The following is a 14,201-nucleotide window of genomic DNA, read 5'->3' as shown; positions in this document are numbered from 1 at the left end:
GTTCACAGGCTCCCGTGCGGCGTCGGGCGTTCGGGCGCCAGACGGTCGAGGAAAAGGGTGGCGGCAAGCAGGTCGGCGGCGCCGCCAGGCGAGGCATGCAGGGCGAGCATGTCGCGGTCGAGCCGGCGCAGTTGCTGGCGTCCGGCGAAGCTGGCGCTGCCACCCGCAGCGAGTACGGCGCGGGCGCCGGACTGCATGCGCTGCAAGCCATCCAATCCGGCGCGGTGCAGGACGCAGGTGTCGCTGAGGATGCCCATGATCGCCAGCAAGGCGTCGAGTCGTGCGTTCTGTTCGCCCGCATGGGCGGCGCGACTACGCCGCAGTTGCGGCAAACCATGCTGGAGCACTGCGGGGAAGCCCAGTTGCGCTTGCTCGCGGGCACCGCGCACGCCGTAACGGCGGCAGACGTTGGCGCCATGGCTGTCTGGATTGGGCGCGGCGGCGCTGTCATCGAGCAAGGCGATGCGCGCGGCCCGCCAGGCGATGGTGCTGGCCGGCAGGCTTTCTTCGTCGAAGGCGGCGGCCGCGCTGAGCAGGCCCAGTGCCCAGATCGCCCCACGGTGGGTGTTCACGCCGCCGGTGACGCGCAGCATTTCGCGCTCGCCATCGCGGCCGATCTGGCCGAGTTCATCACGCAATGGCTGGCTGGCCTGGCCGTAGTGTTCGCCGGCTTCGGCCATGGCCCGGAAGGTCGGCCACAGGCTCAGCGCCGAGGTGTGCATCAGGCCCAGGTGCAGGTCGCTGTGGGCGCCGCTGCCGCGCTTGTCGACCAGGCCGGGCTTGGGGGACAGGTCGGCTTCGTCGATCAGCGCATCGACCACCCGGTCGGCCAGCGTTTCCGCGCGAGAGAGGACGCGAGCCTGTTCGATAGGTGCGTTCATCACCAGCTCCTGAACTTGGCGGGCGGGGTGTAGAGGCCGCCGGACCACTCGACCAGCTCGGCGATGCTCTTGGCCGCGAGCAGTTCACGGCTGGCATCGGTGCGGCGGATACCGAGGTCTTCCGGCAAGGCGATCAAGCCTTCGCGGCGCATGCGCAGGGTGTCTTTCGGATCGTGGCGCAGGCCGATGGCGGTGACCCCGGCGACGGCGGCGATCATCGCCTGGCGTTCTTCCAGGGAACGCGCCTTGTACAGGTAGGCGATGCCTTCTTCGGTGAGCAGGTGGGTGACGTCGTCGCCGTAGATCATGATCGGCGCCAGCGGCATGCCGGCCTTCTTCGCCACCTCGACCGCATCCAGGGTTTCGACGAAGGTTGGTTTACCGCCTTCCTGGAAGGTCTCGACCATCTGTACCACCAGCTTCTTGCCGCGTTCGAGCATCGGCGCATCGCTCGGCGCCGGGCGCATGTCCAGCCAGGCCGGTGTGCTGTGGCGACGGCCGCGAGGGTCGTGGCCCATATTGGGGGCGCCGCCGAAACCGGCCAGGCGACCACGGGTGACGGTCGACGAGTGACCGTCACCGTCCACTTGCAGGGTGGCGCCGATGAACAGGTCCACCGCGTACTGCCCGGCGAGCTGGCACATCATCCGGTTGGAGCGCATCGAGCCGTCGCGGCCAGTGAAGAACACGTCCGGGCGTTGCGCGATGTAGCCTTCCATGCCCAGTTCGGTGCCGAAGCAATGCACGCTCTCGACCCAGCCGGTCTCGATGGCCGGGATCAAGGTGGGATGCGGGTTGAGCGTCCAGTTGCGGCAGATCTTGCCCTTCAGGCCGAGGGATTCGCCGTAGGTCGGCAGGATCAGTTCGATGGCCGCGGTGTTGAAGCCGATGCCGTGGTTGAGCGACTGCACGTTGTGTTTTTCGTAGATGCCACGAATCGCCATCATCGCCATCAGCACGTGCACCGGCTTGATGTGGCGCGGGTCGCGGGTGAACAACGGCTCGATGTAGAACGGCTTGTCGGCGACCACCACGAAATCGACCCAGGATGCGGGTATGTCCACCCGGGGCAGCTCGTCCACCAGTTCGTTGACCTGAACGATGACGATGCCGTCGCTGAATGCCGTGGGCTCGACCAGTGCGGGCGTGTCCTCGGTGCTTGGCCCGGTGTAGATATTGCCGTGGCGGTCGGCCTGGAAACCCGCGACCAGCGCGACGTTGGGAATCAGGTCGACCAGCAGGCGCGAGTACAGCTCGATGTAAGTGTGGATCGCACCGACCTCCATCTGCCCGTCTTCGAGCAGTTGGCCGATGCGCAGGCTCTGCGGGCCGGCGAAGGAGAAGTCGAGTTTGCGGGCGATGCCGCGTTCGAACAGGTCGAGGTGCTCGGCGCGGCTGACGCTGGGCATGATCATGTGCAGGTCGTGCAGGCGGCTCGGGTCGACCTGAGCCAGGGAGCGCGAGAGGAAGTCGGCCTGCTTCTGGTTGTTGCCTTCGAGCACCACGCGGTCGCCAGGGGCGATCAGGGCTTCGAGGGCGGTGACGATCTTGTCGCTGGGCAGGACCACGCCATCGGCGAGGGCGCGCACCTGGTCGAGACGCCGCGCTTTCTCGGCGCGACGGCGCGACCACTGCGGCGGTGGGGCGATTGTTGTTGTCATGATGAGTCCACGATTTCCGCTGTCGTGGGCACACCTTAGAAAGCTGCTCGAATGCCATCAATCAAGCAAACGCGCGTTCGATTACGCTCAGGTTAACAATCAAGTGATCAGCGGACCTGCACCACCACTTTGCCCACCGCCTTGCGTTGCACCAGTTGCTCGATCGCCTCGCCGGCTTTCTCCAGTGGAAAGGTCTGCGATACCAAGGGCTTGAGTCTGTCCTCGGCATGCCAGGCGAACAATTGCTGGAAGTTGCGCAGGTTGTCCTGTGGCTGGCAGTTTAGGCCGCGCTCCTGGCTGGGCAACGAGCATGCCTGTGTCTGATGGCTGTCCATAAGCGTCGGGCTTGGGCGTCGGCCCGGCAATGACTATGCTATGCCCCATTCATACCGAGGAGTCACCCTGTGAAGACCTGGATCGCCCTGTTGCTGGTTCTCAGCCTGCCGTTTGCCGCCATGGCCCAAGAAGAGAAGAAAGAAGGCGAAGGGGCGGAAGTCGACAAGGTTGCCTACTACAGCCTGGTGCCTGCCTTGGTTGGCAATTTCGGTGCGGGCCCCAAGTTGAAGTTCTTCAAGGCCGATATCGCCCTGCAGGTCAAAGGTGCCGATGCAGAAAAAATAGTCGAGCACCACGATCCGCTGATCCGCAACCAGTTGGTGATGCTCTTCTCCCAGCAGACCGAGGAGACCATGAATGGCCAGGACGGCAAGGAGAAGCTGCGCCAGGAAGCCCTCAAGCAGGTGCAGGACGTGCTGAATCAGGAAGAGGGCAAGCCGGTCGTCGATGATCTGCTGTTCAATAACCTGATCATTCAGTAGCGGCGCAAGCTACCGGGCGCGCGTTCAGCGCCACACCTGCGTTCTGTTGCGCCCTAGCGCCTTGGCCTGATAAAGCGCCTGGTCGCTTTGTGCCACCAACTGGTCTGCCTGTTCGTCCTCGACCGGATCGGCGACGGCCACGCCGATACTCAGGCTCAACCGTCCCAGTGGGCTGCCTGGATGTTCGATGTCCAGGCGTGCGATCTGTTGGTGGAGCTGCTCGGCCAGGTGTTGGCTGCCTTGCGCGTCGGTGTCGACCAGGATCAGCACGAACTCCTCACCACCATAGCGGCAGGCCACGTCGCCTTCGCGTTGCAGGCAATCCTGCAGCACGCCGGCGACCTTGCGCAGGGCGTCGTCGCCGGCGAGGTGGCCGAGGGCGTCGTTGTAGGGCTTGAAGTAGTCGATGTCGATCATCAGCAGCGCCATCGGTGAACCGCTGCGGCGCAGGCGCCGCCATTCGCTATGCAGGCGCTGGTCGAAGAAACGCCGGTTATACAGGCCGGTCAGGCCGTCCTGCTGCGACAGGCGTTGCAACCGCGCTTCCAGCTCCAGCCGCTCGCTATTGTCCCGCGATACCGCGATCAGGTATTCGCGGCCACCCAGCAGTACCAGTTGCGTATTGATTTCCGCTGCCTGCCGGCTGCCGTCGCGACGGCGCATCTCGCGCTGGAAGATGCGCGACTGGCCTTCCATCTGCGCCTTGCGCACCTGCTCCAGCCAATTCGCGTAGCCCGGGATCAGTTGATCGGGTTGCTCGCGCAGCAGTTGGGCGAACTGTTCGGCCCTGTATCCCAGGCTGGCGTAGGTCACCTGGTTCATGTGCAGCAATTCGCGGTTCTCGGTCGCGAAGATGAACAGGCCGTCGTGACTGGAGTCGGTCAGGTCGAGCACTAGTTGCAGATGTTCGCGGCTGGTGTTGAGGCGCTTCTCGACCTGCACCCGGCGACGGGCTTCCACCTGCAGGCGCCGATTGGCCCGTTGCAACTGGTTGGCCCGGCGTTTGTTGAGCACGGCTTGGGCCAGGGCGGCGATCAGCAACAGGCTGATGATCAGCGCGGCACCCAGTACCACTTCCGGCAAGAGACTGTTGAGGCGCTGGAGCAAGGTTGGCGTGGGGCTGAGCTGCAAGCTGAACGAACGGTTGTTGAGCAATTGCAGGGGCACGGTCTGGGTCAGGCCCGGTAGGCTGCCGGCTTGTTCATGGCTGTAGATGGGGATGCCGTTTTCCAGCAGCTGGACGCTGAACTCGTTGCCGTCGAGGCTGTGCAACAGCTGGTCCATCAGGGGATCGACGCGGAATACACCCTGCAGGAAGCCGTCGAACTGTCGCGCTCCTTCCCTGTCATGCAGGAACAGTGGCGTATAGAGAACGAAGCCGCGTCCGCCCTGGACCAGGTCGAAGCTGTTGGAAAAACGCTGCTCGCCGCTGCCCTTGGCTTGCATGGCGACCGGGTAGTTGGGGTGCGAGGGGAGCAACTGGAAGTTCAGTGCCGCCTCGTTGCCTTTGATGGGGACGAGCCAGCGCATGTGCAGGTCGGGGCCGAGCCACTGGACCGATTGATAGGCGGGGAAATGCTGCAGCGCCAAGTTGGCCTCGACTGCCCAGTCACCTTCGTCGAGGCGCGACAGCTCGTTCCACAGGCGGCCGATCCGCGCCAGGCTGTCGACCTCCATGCTCAGGGTGTCTTCGAGCTGGCGTGCCATCAACCGGGCCTGATAGCCGACGCGCTCCTGCAGGCGCTGTTGCTGGTTGTCTTCCAGCATGCGCCAGAGCCCCAGGCTGGCGGCGATCAGCGCCAGCGACAGGATCGTGAGGGAAAGACGTACCGGCCAGACAGACACTTTGTGCATGAACTGCTCCTGGGGCCGTATTACTGCCAGCGTGTCTCTTCAATGAGCGCGCGTTCGAGCGCCTGCCTCTTTATATATTCTGCCGCGAACCTTGATGATGCTTCGTGATAGCACAGTGCTCAGCGCATGGCGAGAATGGCCTCCCATTCGGCATCGCTTACCGGCATCACCGAAAGGCGACTGGCACGCTGTACCAGTGGCAGATTGGCCAGTTCGGCGTGGGCTTTCAATCGCGGCAGGGCGATCACCTCGTTGAAGGCTTCGACGAACTCGACGTCCAGCGCGCTCCACGGGTTCTTCTCAAGGCTGGCCTTGGCGTCGAAGTAATGGCTTTGCGGGTCGAGTGCCGTCGGGTCCGGGTAGGTCGCACCGCTGATCCGGGCGATACCGGCGATGCCTGGTTTCGGGCAGCTCGAGTGATAGAAGAAGAACAACTCGCCATCCTGCATGGCACGCATGAAGTTGCGCGCCTGGTAATTGCGCACGCCATCCCAGCGCGCACGGCCGAGCTGGCGCAGGTCGAGGATCGACAATTCGTCGGGTTCCGATTTCATCAGCCAGTGCGGCATGAACTTTGCTCCTTCAGGGCCGTCTGTGGTCACGCGATTGTAAAGCCAAGGCATGGCCGACGAATGCATATCCAGGTGACAAAAAAGAGGTGGTCATCGCTCGGTCATGGAGCGAGAATCCCGCGCCTGGCGAATTACGACTAAAGTTGCAACAGGCTTGGACAAGGGGGGAAGGTAGCCGATGAGAAAACGCAAACCGGATATGTTGTGGATACTGGTCATCCTGTTCAGCCTGGGCATGGTGACCACGGGTTACACCCAGAGCATGTGGGATCGCGTAGCGAGCGCGCCGGTTGCCGAGCAGGCCCGGCAGCCATGAACCTTGTGTGAGACGCCGCGTTGGCGGCGTCACGTGTCAGCCGTACCAGCGTTTGTCGGTCACCACCGCTTCCAGTTTCACATCCCAGCTTGCCAGTGGCAGGCGATCCACCTTCTGGCATTCATGGGCCAATCCCAGTAGCGTCGGCTTGTGCCAATTTTTGCGCATTTGCCGATAGGCCAGGGCCCGGTCATAGAAGCCGCCGCCCATTCCCAGGCGCCCGCCGAACTCATCGAAACCCACCAGCGGCAGCAGGATCAGGTCCAGGGTCCAGGGTTTGCGCTGGCGCGCCGGGTCGATCACCGGCTCGGGTATGCGAAAGCGGTTGAGGATCAGTTTTTCGTCATGACGCAAATGTTGAAAGCGCATGCGAGTCTTCGGCCAGGCGCTGAGCACTGGCAGATAGATACGTTTGCCACGCCGCCGAGCGGATTTCAGCAATGGGCGCGGATCGATCTCGCCATCGTTGGGCAGGTACAGCGCGATGTCTCGGGCGCGCCGGAACACCGGATGCTGCACGAGTTGGCGGAACAGACGTTCAGCTGCGCGCTTCTGCTGCGCAGCGCCGAGGGCGCGTCGGGCCTTTCTGAGCTGACGTCGCAGGGCCGGGCGTGAAAGTGTGCCGGCTTCGATCATGAAAGAGGGCTCCCCAGTCGGGCCGCTGTCGGTTTAGCCCTTGAACCCGAAAGTTCAAGGTGGAGATTGCAGGAGGCTTTAAGGCTTTCCGTCTGGCGGACATGCACACCAGCCCCACTTGCAAGCCCCGTGGTTGTGCGTATCGGCTCAGGGACATCACCGACTGGCAAACACACCAGGGAGTGGGGCGGATTATACAGGAAAGCCCGCGCTGGGGTCAGTTCGGTCGTTCGTCCTGATCGATGGCCAGCGCATCGTCGACCTGGTCGATCAGGTCACGCACACGTTCGCGTGTGCTGTTGACCTCCTTGTCCAGGCGCTGCTGCTTGTGCAGCAGGTCGTGGGTGATGTTCAGCGCGGCCATCACGGCGATGCGGTCGGCGCCGATGACTTTGCCGCCGGAACGTATCTCGCGCATCTTGCCGTCCAGATAGCGCGCCGCGCTCTCCAGATTGCTGCGCTGGTCGGCGGGGCAGCTGATGCAGTATTCCTTGTCGAGGATCTGCAGGGTTACGGTGTTTGGCTGGGTCATGTGTCCTGCTCCAGAGCTTTCAGGCGCGAAATCATCGATTCGACCTTGTGCCGTGCCAATTCGTTCTTTTCAATCAGTTGCGCACGCTCTTCACGCCATGCGCGCTCGCTGGCCAGCAGGTCACGGTTGTGTGACTTGAGCTGCTCCACGCGCTGGATGAGAAGTTCCAGTTTGCGGGTCAGTGCTTGCAGTTCGGCGTCTTCCATGGAGTCCCTGTGTGGGCAATGAAGTGGGCGCAACTATAAAGGATCGCTGCCTGGCGCAGCCAACCCACCCGAGATGATGATCGGATGGATGCAGCCGGCGGGCTTGGCGCGTCGATGGTCTTGCCGTACCCGCCGGTGCTAGGATACGAGGCCTCCATTCTAGACATTGCGCCGTCTGGCGCCTAGCCGACCATGCCGACTTCCAACTCTCCGTATGCTGCCTTTGCGGCTTTGCTCGCAAGCGCCGGTAGCGCTGTTTCTCCCGCTGAACTCCATGGCCTGTTACTCGGCCGCAGTTGTGCCGGCGCCGGTTTCGATGCCGATGCCTGGCTGGTCGATGCCGGCGAACTGCTCGGCGCCGAGCCCCAGGACACGATTCGCCAGGCGCTGATCGGCCTGCAGGAAATGGTCAAGGGCGAACTGGCCGGCGAAGACATCACCGTGGTCCTGCTGCTGCCTGGCGACGAAGCGCCACTGGCCGAGCGGGCCAAGGCTCTGGGTCAATGGTGCCAGGGTTTCCTCGACGGTTTCGGCGGCACCCTGCAGGACGGCGCGCTGAGCGGCGATGCCATGGAAGTGCTGCAGGACCTCAGCTCCATCGCCCAGGTGCAGAGTGCCCTGGAAGAGTCCGAGGACGGCGAGAACGACTACATGGAAGTCATGGAATACCTGCGCGTTGCGCCGCTGTTGCTGTTCACCGAGTGCAACAAGAAGCCCCAGGCGCTTGCCGCGAAACCTTCCCTGCATTGATTAAGGATCATCCTTGATGGCCAGCATCCCGAAGTCGGAATACGCCCGTCGACGCAAGGCACTGATGGAGCAGATGGAACCCAACAGCATCGCCATCCTGGCGGCTGCGCCGGTGTACATCCGCAACCGTGACGTCGAGCATGTGTACCGTCAGGACAGTGACTTCCAGTACCTCACCGGCTTCCCCGAGCCCGAGGCGGTGCTGGCGCTGATCCCCGGCCGTGCCCATGGCGAGTACGTGCTGTTCTGCCGCGAGCGCGATCCGGAGCGGGAGCTGTGGGACGGTTTGCGTGCCGGCCAGGACGGCGCGGTCAGCACCTTCGGCGCCGATGATGCGTTTCCCATCGGCGATATCGACGACATCCTGCCGGGTCTGATCGAGGGCCGCGAGCGCGTCTACTACGCCATCGGCAGCAATCAGGAGTTCGATCACCGGCTGATGGAGTGGGTCAAGGTGATTCGCTCCAAGACCCGCCAGGGCGCGATTCCGCCGAAGGAGTTCGTCGCCCTCACCCACCTGCTGCACGACATGCGCCTGTACAAGTCGGCGGCGGAAGTGAAGGTGATGCGCGCCGCCGCGGAGATTTCCGCGCGTGCGCACATTCGCGCGATGCAGGCCAGCCGCGTGGGCTTGAGCGAATACCACCTCGAAGCCGAGCTGGACTACGAATTCCGCAAGGGCGGCTCGAAGATGCCGGCCTACGGCTCCATCGTCGCGACCGGTCGCAACGCGTGCATCCTGCATTACCGCGAGAACGATGCGCCGCTGAAGAACGGCGACCTGGTATTGATCGACGCCGGCTGCGAGATCGACTGCTACGCCAGCGACATCACCCGCACCTTCCCGGCCAACGGCAAATTCACGGCCGAGCAGAAGGCGATCTACGAACTGGTGCTGGCCGCCAACGAAGAAGCCTTCAAGCACATCGCCCCCGGCAAGCACTGGAACGAAGCCCACGAGGCCACGGTGCGGGTGATCACCGCTGGCCTGGTCGAGCTGGGCCTGCTTCAGGGCGATGTCGACGAACTGATCGCCAAGGACGCCTACAAGCCTTTCTACATGCACCGCGCCGGCCACTGGTTGGGCATGGACGTGCATGACGTCGGCGAATACAAGGTCGGTGGCGAGTGGCGCGTGCTGGAAGTCGGCATGTGCATGACCGTCGAACCGGGCATCTACATCTCGCCGGACAACCAGGACGTGCCGAAGAAGTGGCGCGGCATCGGCGTGCGTATCGAGGACGACGTGGTGGTGACCAAGAAAGGCTGCGAGATTCTCACCACGGGCGTGCCCAAGTCGGTCGCCGAGATCGAAGCGCTGATGGCCGCTGCCCGCGCAGAGGCTGCCTGAAGTCATGCCACGGGTCGAATTGGCCATCATCGGCGGCGGCCTGGTCGGCGCCAGCCTGGCCCTGGCGCTGCAGGCCGGTGCCCGTGCGCGCGGCTGGCGCATCGTGTTGATCGAGCCGTTCGCGCCCGGCGATGCCTACCAGCCGAGTTACGACGCGCGTTCCAGTGCGCTGTCCTTCGGCAGTCGGCAAATCTACCAGCGCCATGGGCTGTGGCCGGCCCTGAACGAACGTGCCGAAGCGATCACGCGGATTCACGTCTCGGATCGTGGCCGTTTCGGTGCCGCACGGCTGAATGCCGAGGATGAAGGCGTGCCGGCCCTCGGCTACGTGGTCGAGAACGCCTGGCTCGGCCACTGCCTGTGGCGTGCGCTGGACCCGGACGTGGTGAGCTGGCGTTGTCCGGCCGAAGTCACCGCCATGCAGGCGCTGGACGATGGCTACCGGCTGACCCTGAATGACGAAAGCGTGCTCGATTGCGACCTGGCGATCCTGGCCGACGGCGGGCGTTCCAACCTGCGCGAGCAACTGGGCATCAACGTTCGCCAGACACCCTATGAGCAGAGCGCGCTGATCGCCAACGTCAGCCTGGCCGAGCCTCATCATGGCCGGGCGTTCGAGCGTTTCACCGATGACGGCCCGATGGCCATGCTGCCGCTGGCGGAGAACCGTTGCGCGTTGGTCTGGACCCGCCCCGGCAACGATGCCGAGCGTTTGCAGGCGCTGGACGAACGCGCCTTCCTCGATGCCTTGCAGCAGGCCTTCGGTTACCGCCTCGGTGCCTTGACCCAGGTTGGCGCGCGGCATGTGTATCCGCTGGCGCTGGTCGAGGCCGACGAGCAGATCCGCCCGCACCTGGTATTGCTCGGCAATGCCGCGCACAGCCTGCATCCTGTAGCCGGCCAGGGCTTCAACCTGTCGCTGCGCGATACCCAGGCCCTGGCCGATGCCTTGCTGGGCAGCGAGGCGGAGCCGGGCGATTTCGCCACCCTGCGCCGCTATCGCGAAGGCCAGCGCCAGGATCAGGAACTGACCGTAGGTTTTTCCGACCGTGTCACCCGCCTGTTCGGCCGAGGCGAATCGCTACTGGTCGCCGGGCGCAATCTCGGCCTGCTCGGCCTCGACCTGTTGCCGCCGGCCAAGCACTGGTTCGCCCGTCAGGCCATGGGCCTCGGCACTCGGGCCAGCGGATGAGCGAGCGCTCGCTGGCCCGCAAGGCGCGTTTCCTGCGTTTTGTCCTCAATCTCTACCCGCCCTACATCGGCGCGGGTATCAGCGTGCAGCACATCAGCCCGGATTGCCGCCACGCGCGGGTGCGCATGGTGCTGCGCTGGTACAACCGCAACATCGTGCGCACCCAGTTCGGCGGCTCGCTGTACAGCATGGTCGACCCGTTCTACATGCTGCTGTTGATGCCGTTGCTGGGCGACGACTACGTGGTCTGGGACAAGGCGGCGAGCATCGATTTCATCAGTCCGGGACGCGGTCCGGTGTTCGCCGACTTTCGTGTCGACGATACCTTGCTGGCGACCATTCGCCAGGCCACGGCGGGCGGCGAGAAATACCTGCCCGAACTCAGTGTCGACATCCGTGACGAGCGCGGCGACCTGGTCGCCACTGTGCACAAAACCCTCTACGTGCGCTTGAAACCCCGCGCACGACCAGGCACTAAGGAACACAGCAAATGAACGCGGACCTGATCATCGTTGGTGCCGGCATGGTCGGCAGCACCCTGGCGCTGGCGCTGGAACAGAGCGGTCTGGAGATTCTGGTGGTCGATGGCGGCTCGCTCAGCCTGACGCCATTCGACGCCGAGGCGCCGTTCGAGGCGCGGGTCAGTGCGTTGTCCATCGCCAGCCAGCGCATTCTCGAGCGTGTTGGCGCCTGGCCGGGCATCGCCGCACGGCGTTCCGGCCCGTATGCGCATATGCAGGTGTGGGACGGCTCTGGCACCGGCCACGTGCATTTCAGTGCTGCCAGCGTGCATGCCGATACCCTCGGCCATATCGTCGAGAACCGGGTGATCCAGGACGCGTTGCTCGAACGCCTGCACGAAAGCAGCCTGGGCCTGATCGGCGGTGCGCGTCTGGAGCAACTGCGTCGCTCCGGCGACGGCTGGCTGCTGACCCTCAACGATGGCCGCGAACTGCGCGCACCGTTGCTGATCGCTGCCGATGGCGCCAACTCGGCGGTACGTCGACTGGCCGGCTGCCCGACCCGCGAGTGGGATTACCTGCACCACGCCATCGTTACCAGTGTGCGCAGCGAGCAGGCACATCGTGATACCGCCTGGCAGCGCTTCACCGACGACGGCCCGCTGGCGTTCCTGCCGCTGCCGGGCGATGGCCACTGGTGCTCCATCGTCTGGTCGACCGTGCCGGAACAGGCCGAGCGGCTGATGGCGCTGGAGGAGAGCGAGTTCTGCGTCGAGCTGACCCGCGCGTTCGAAAGTCGCCTCGGCGCGGTCACCCAGACCGATCCTCGCGTATGTATTCCGCTGCGCCAGCGACATGCCAAACGTTACGTCGAAAGTGGCCTGGCGTTGATCGGCGATGCTGCTCACACGATTCATCCGCTGGCCGGTCAGGGCGTCAACCTGGGCTTCCTCGATGCCGCCGTCCTCGCCGAAGTGCTGCTGCATGCCCACGGGCGCGGCGAGCAGATCGGCAACGTGCGTGTGCTCAGCCGCTACGAGCGCCGACGGATGCCGCACAACCTGGCGATGATGGCGGCGATGGAAGGCTTCGAGCGGCTGTTCCAGACCGACGACCTGGCATTGCGCTGGCTGCGTAACAGCGGCCTCAATTGGGTCGATGGCCTGGCCGAGGCCAAGGTGCTGTTCGTGCGCCAGGCGCTGGGCTTGTCGGGAGATTTGCCGGAGTTGGCGAAAGCCTGACGCCACGAGATTGCGTTCGTATAAAACGGTGCTTTCGTAGGGTGGACAACGCGAAGCTTGTCCACCACTGGCAATGCAGAGCGGTGGATAAGCTTCGCGTTGACTGCTCGTCCTGCTCCATCCTATTCCAAGATTTGTACCGGCCTCTAACTGCTCTTGCGGCTCGCCTGCCAGTGTGTCGATAATGATACGAGTTATCATTTAGGCTGTTGCGCATGTCCGCCCATGATCCTGTCGCAATCCACGCGCTGTACGTCGAGCACAGCGGCTGGCTGAAACACTGGCTGCGTACCCGCCTGGGTAACGCAGCCGATGCCGCCGACCTGGCCCAGGACACCTTTCTACGCGTACTTAGCGCCCGCAGCGCCGAAGCGATCCGTGAGCCGCGCACCTATCTCAGTGCCATCGCCCGCGGCCTGGTGATCGACCGTTTCCGCCGGCAGAGCATCGAACGCGCCTATCTGGACGCGCTGGCGCAACGTCCGGAGCCTTTGGACATTTCCCCGGAAACCCGCCTGCTGATCCTGGAAACCCTCACCGCCGTCGACCGCATGCTCGATGGCCTTGGCGAGCGCACCCGGCGGATCTTCCTGGCCATCCAACTGGAAGGCCTGACCTACGTGGCCGCTGGCGAGCGCCTGGGCGTGTCGGTGACCACGGTGAAAAAACACATGATCCGTGCCATGACCCACTGCCTGCTACTCACCGAGGACTGAATGGCCAGCGCTCCGGACTTCAAGGTGCTGGAAGCGGCAGCCACCTGGTACGTGCAGCTCAATGCCGCGCCGCCCAGCGAGGCCGAGCGCCAGGCCTGGCAGCGCTGGCTCGGTGAAAACCCGTCCCACGCACAAGCCTGGGCGCGGGTGGAAAAACTGCAAAGCCAGCTCGGGCACCTGCCCGCCGACGTGGCCTTGCCTGCCTTGCACGATGCTCGTGCCAAGCGCCGTGCCGTGCTCAAGACCCTGGCCATCCTCATCGCCATGGGTGCCGGTACCTGGCAATTGGCGCCGACCGAACGCTGGATGGCCGAGTACCGCACGGGCAAAGGCCAGCGCCGAGAAATCCGTTTGGCCGATGGCGGTCGCCTCGACCTGAACACCGACTCCGCTGTCGACATCGTTTATGACGGCAACCTGCGCCTGATTCGCCTGCACCGGGGCGAAATCCTCGTACAGACCGCTCCCGACCCGGCAGGCCGCCCCTTCGTCGTGCACACGCCGGAAGGCAGCATCCGTGCCCTCGGTACGCGCTTCGATGTGCACAGCGAACGCGGCACCACCCGTGTCCGCGTGCTGGAGCATGCGGTGGAGGTCCGTCCGCTGAATGCACCAGGACAAAGCCAGCGTTTGAATGCCGGCCAGCAACTCAGCTTCGACCGCAAGCAGGCGAGCAGCGCCACCCCTGCGGCAAGCAGCACCGGCGCCTGGAGCCAGGGCATGCTCACCGTGATCGAATGGCGCCTGGCCGACTTTCTCAGCGAACTCAGCCGCTATCGCCCCGGCTACCTCGGTTGCGCCGATACCATCGCCGACCTGCGCCTGTCCGGTGCCTTTCGCCTAGACGACACCGACATCATCCTCGACAACCTGGCAACGTCGCTGCCGATCAAGGTGCGTTACGTCAGCCGCTATTGGGTGTACGTAGAACCGCAGGTGTGATGCAGGCGCCAACCTGCGGCTGTCTCCAGGTAAAGACCGGAAAAATTCCTGCCTAGGGGGTTGCCGATTTTA

At 64.2% G+C, this 14,201-nt stretch carries 16 protein-coding genes, 1 other RNA gene and 1 pseudogene; 9 read left to right on the top strand and 9 right to left on the bottom strand.

Annotated features, from left to right (window positions below; genetic code table 11):
- Window positions 1-2: 2 nt before the first annotated feature.
- From ACSZPK_RS00605 to ACSZPK_RS00595, 3 genes and pseudogenes are all read right to left on the bottom strand, one after another.
- Entirely contained in the window at window positions 3-881 is an 879-nt protein-coding gene (locus tag ACSZPK_RS00605; RefSeq protein WP_437879462.1) for a triphosphoribosyl-dephospho-CoA synthase, read from the bottom strand.
- Window positions 881-2,542 carry a malonate decarboxylase subunit alpha gene (gene mdcA, locus ACSZPK_RS00600; protein ID WP_437879461.1) on the bottom strand — a complete coding sequence of 554 codons (1,662 nt, stop codon included), beginning with the start codon at window positions 2,540-2,542 and terminating at the stop codon, window positions 881-883. Before mdcA ends, ACSZPK_RS00605 begins: the two co-directional genes overlap by 1 nt.
- A 107-nt stretch (window positions 2,543-2,649) precedes the next feature.
- Window positions 2,650-2,817, bottom strand: a pseudogene (locus ACSZPK_RS00595) (zinc-binding dehydrogenase); the annotation flags it as partial.
- Window positions 2,818-2,946: 129 nt separating this feature from the next.
- On the opposite strand from ACSZPK_RS00595, the gene ACSZPK_RS00590 reads away from it, so the two are divergent.
- On the top strand, window positions 2,947-3,360 hold the full coding sequence (locus tag ACSZPK_RS00590; RefSeq protein WP_437879460.1) for a flagellar basal body-associated protein FliL: 414 nt from the start codon (window positions 2,947-2,949) through the stop codon (window positions 3,358-3,360).
- 24 nt (window positions 3,361-3,384) lie between these two features.
- On the opposite strand, the gene ACSZPK_RS00585 is transcribed toward ACSZPK_RS00590, so the two are convergent.
- Window positions 3,385-5,214, bottom strand: a complete 1,830-nt coding sequence (locus ACSZPK_RS00585) for a sensor domain-containing diguanylate cyclase (protein WP_437879459.1) — start codon at window positions 5,212-5,214, stop codon at window positions 3,385-3,387.
- A gap of 119 nt (window positions 5,215-5,333) precedes the next feature.
- A complete protein-coding gene (locus tag ACSZPK_RS00580; RefSeq protein WP_437879458.1) occupies window positions 5,334-5,783 on the bottom strand; it encodes an EVE domain-containing protein in 450 nt (149 codons plus the stop codon).
- 181 nt (window positions 5,784-5,964) lie between these two features.
- Here ACSZPK_RS00580 and ACSZPK_RS00575 point away from each other — a divergent pair, with 181 nt between their 5' ends.
- On the top strand, window positions 5,965-6,102 hold the full coding sequence (locus ACSZPK_RS00575; RefSeq protein WP_437879457.1) for a hypothetical protein: 138 nt from the start codon (window positions 5,965-5,967) through the stop codon (window positions 6,100-6,102).
- 36 nt (window positions 6,103-6,138) lie between these two features.
- On the opposite strand, the gene ACSZPK_RS00570 is transcribed toward ACSZPK_RS00575, so the two are convergent.
- From ACSZPK_RS00570 to ACSZPK_RS00555, 4 genes are all read right to left on the bottom strand, one after another.
- Window positions 6,139-6,738, bottom strand: a complete 600-nt coding sequence (locus ACSZPK_RS00570) for a 5-formyltetrahydrofolate cyclo-ligase (protein WP_437879456.1) — start codon at window positions 6,736-6,738, stop codon at window positions 6,139-6,141.
- A gap of 6 nt (window positions 6,739-6,744) precedes the next feature.
- Window positions 6,745-6,923: non-coding RNA, 6S RNA (gene ssrS / locus ACSZPK_RS00565), on the bottom strand.
- Between the two features lie 32 nt (window positions 6,924-6,955).
- Entirely contained in the window at window positions 6,956-7,270 is a 315-nt protein-coding gene (locus ACSZPK_RS00560; protein WP_437879455.1) for a cell division protein ZapA, read from the bottom strand.
- Window positions 7,267-7,476: a TIGR02449 family protein gene (locus tag ACSZPK_RS00555; protein WP_437879454.1), complete on the bottom strand. Its 210-nt coding sequence runs from the start codon at window positions 7,474-7,476 to the stop codon at window positions 7,267-7,269. Before ACSZPK_RS00555 ends, ACSZPK_RS00560 begins: the two co-directional genes overlap by 4 nt.
- 192 nt (window positions 7,477-7,668) lie before the next feature.
- On the opposite strand from ACSZPK_RS00555, the gene ACSZPK_RS00550 reads away from it, so the two are divergent.
- The 7 genes from ACSZPK_RS00550 (at window position 7,669) to ACSZPK_RS00520 (ending at window position 14,129) form a co-directional block, all read left to right on the top strand.
- The gene (locus tag ACSZPK_RS00550) at window positions 7,669-8,226 is read left to right on the top strand and encodes a YecA family protein (protein WP_437879453.1); all 558 of its coding nucleotides are present in this window, start codon (window positions 7,669-7,671) and stop codon (window positions 8,224-8,226) included.
- A 16-nt stretch (window positions 8,227-8,242) separates the two neighbouring features.
- Window positions 8,243-9,577: a Xaa-Pro aminopeptidase gene (gene pepP / locus ACSZPK_RS00545; RefSeq protein WP_437879452.1), complete on the top strand. Its 1,335-nt coding sequence runs from the start codon at window positions 8,243-8,245 to the stop codon at window positions 9,575-9,577.
- A gap of 4 nt (window positions 9,578-9,581) precedes the next feature.
- Complete coding sequence (gene ubiH / locus ACSZPK_RS00540) at window positions 9,582-10,769, top strand: 2-octaprenyl-6-methoxyphenyl hydroxylase (protein ID WP_437879451.1); 1,188 nt, start codon at window positions 9,582-9,584, stop codon at window positions 10,767-10,769.
- On the top strand, window positions 10,766-11,263 hold the full coding sequence (locus tag ACSZPK_RS00535; protein WP_437879450.1) for a DUF4442 domain-containing protein: 498 nt from the start codon (window positions 10,766-10,768) through the stop codon (window positions 11,261-11,263). The genes ubiH and ACSZPK_RS00535 overlap by 4 nt, the downstream gene beginning before the upstream one ends.
- Window positions 11,260-12,471, top strand: coding sequence for a 2-octaprenyl-3-methyl-6-methoxy-1,4-benzoquinol hydroxylase (locus ACSZPK_RS00530; RefSeq protein WP_437879449.1), 1,212 nt, complete (start codon window positions 11,260-11,262; stop codon window positions 12,469-12,471). Before ACSZPK_RS00535 ends, ACSZPK_RS00530 begins: the two co-directional genes overlap by 4 nt.
- Window positions 12,472-12,686: 215 nt before the next feature.
- A complete protein-coding gene (locus ACSZPK_RS00525) occupies window positions 12,687-13,187 on the top strand; it encodes a sigma-70 family RNA polymerase sigma factor (protein ID WP_437879448.1) in 501 nt (166 codons plus the stop codon).
- Complete coding sequence (locus ACSZPK_RS00520) at window positions 13,188-14,129, top strand: FecR domain-containing protein (protein ID WP_437879447.1); 942 nt, start codon at window positions 13,188-13,190, stop codon at window positions 14,127-14,129.
- Window positions 14,130-14,201 lie beyond the last annotated feature (72 nt).

It is taken from the genome of Pseudomonas sp. LRF_L74 (genome assembly GCF_965644255.1).
Classification (GTDB): domain Bacteria; phylum Pseudomonadota; class Gammaproteobacteria; order Pseudomonadales; family Pseudomonadaceae; genus Aquipseudomonas.
Note: the sequence above shows the minus strand (reverse complement) of the source record. Positions and strands in the feature narration are given on the sequence as shown.

Excerpts from the sequence above, each read along its gene's own strand:
- ACSZPK_RS00605 (WP_437879462.1), bottom strand. The coding sequence starts at position 881 with ATGAACGCACCTATCGAACAGGCTCGCGTCCTCTCTCGCGCGGAAACG.
- mdcA (WP_437879461.1), bottom strand. The coding sequence starts at position 2,542 with ATGACAACAACAATCGCCCCACCGCCGCAGTGGTCGCGCCGTCGCGCC.
- ACSZPK_RS00585 (WP_437879459.1), bottom strand. The coding sequence starts at position 5,214 with ATGCACAAAGTGTCTGTCTGGCCGGTACGTCTTTCCCTCACGATCCTG.
- ACSZPK_RS00580 (WP_437879458.1), bottom strand. The coding sequence starts at position 5,783 with ATGCCGCACTGGCTGATGAAATCGGAACCCGACGAATTGTCGATCCTC.
- ACSZPK_RS00575 (WP_437879457.1), top strand. The coding sequence starts at position 5,965 with ATGAGAAAACGCAAACCGGATATGTTGTGGATACTGGTCATCCTGTTC.
- ACSZPK_RS00570 (WP_437879456.1), bottom strand. The coding sequence starts at position 6,738 with ATGATCGAAGCCGGCACACTTTCACGCCCGGCCCTGCGACGTCAGCTC.
- ACSZPK_RS00560 (WP_437879455.1), bottom strand. The coding sequence starts at position 7,270 with ATGACCCAGCCAAACACCGTAACCCTGCAGATCCTCGACAAGGAATAC.
- ACSZPK_RS00555 (WP_437879454.1), bottom strand. The coding sequence starts at position 7,476 with ATGGAAGACGCCGAACTGCAAGCACTGACCCGCAAACTGGAACTTCTC.
- ACSZPK_RS00550 (WP_437879453.1), top strand. The coding sequence starts at position 7,669 with ATGCCGACTTCCAACTCTCCGTATGCTGCCTTTGCGGCTTTGCTCGCA.
- pepP (WP_437879452.1), top strand. The coding sequence starts at position 8,243 with ATGGCCAGCATCCCGAAGTCGGAATACGCCCGTCGACGCAAGGCACTG.
- ubiH (WP_437879451.1), top strand. The coding sequence starts at position 9,582 with ATGCCACGGGTCGAATTGGCCATCATCGGCGGCGGCCTGGTCGGCGCC.
- ACSZPK_RS00535 (WP_437879450.1), top strand. The coding sequence starts at position 10,766 with ATGAGCGAGCGCTCGCTGGCCCGCAAGGCGCGTTTCCTGCGTTTTGTC.
- ACSZPK_RS00530 (WP_437879449.1), top strand. The coding sequence starts at position 11,260 with ATGAACGCGGACCTGATCATCGTTGGTGCCGGCATGGTCGGCAGCACC.
- ACSZPK_RS00525 (WP_437879448.1), top strand. The coding sequence starts at position 12,687 with ATGTCCGCCCATGATCCTGTCGCAATCCACGCGCTGTACGTCGAGCAC.
- ACSZPK_RS00520 (WP_437879447.1), top strand. The coding sequence starts at position 13,188 with ATGGCCAGCGCTCCGGACTTCAAGGTGCTGGAAGCGGCAGCCACCTGG.